Source organism: Clostridium sp. ZBS15 (genome assembly GCF_023845705.1).
Lineage (GTDB): Bacteria > Bacillota > Clostridia > Clostridiales > Clostridiaceae > Clostridium > Clostridium aquiflavi.
This window is the reverse complement of the sequence record NZ_JAMQHY010000013.1, coordinates 1,316-1,660: the sequence shown is the minus strand read 5'-3', so window position 1 is coordinate 1,660 and position 345 is coordinate 1,316.

Genomic DNA, 345 nt, shown 5'->3' with positions numbered 1-345 from the left:
TATCCGCGGTACCACTCTAATTGCATCTTTATAGTTTAACTTAAATCATAAAGATACCACTTAACTTTTAACGCAAGTTATTACGATCATCCCTACTTAAAACTTTTCAGGTGATTTCTCCAAGACTCTCTTCCTATTAATCTATCTTGTAAGGCTTACACTATCCCTTACTCGCTTTAAGAATCAATTATAGTACTCTTCTTTTCACAGAACTTTTCCATATTAATCTTCATTTATTATACAAATCAGCTTTAAATTTGTCAATCTTAAAAATAGAAAATAAATAACTCATCATATGAATTACTTTTCAAATGATGTATAATGATAATATTAATCTTAAGAATT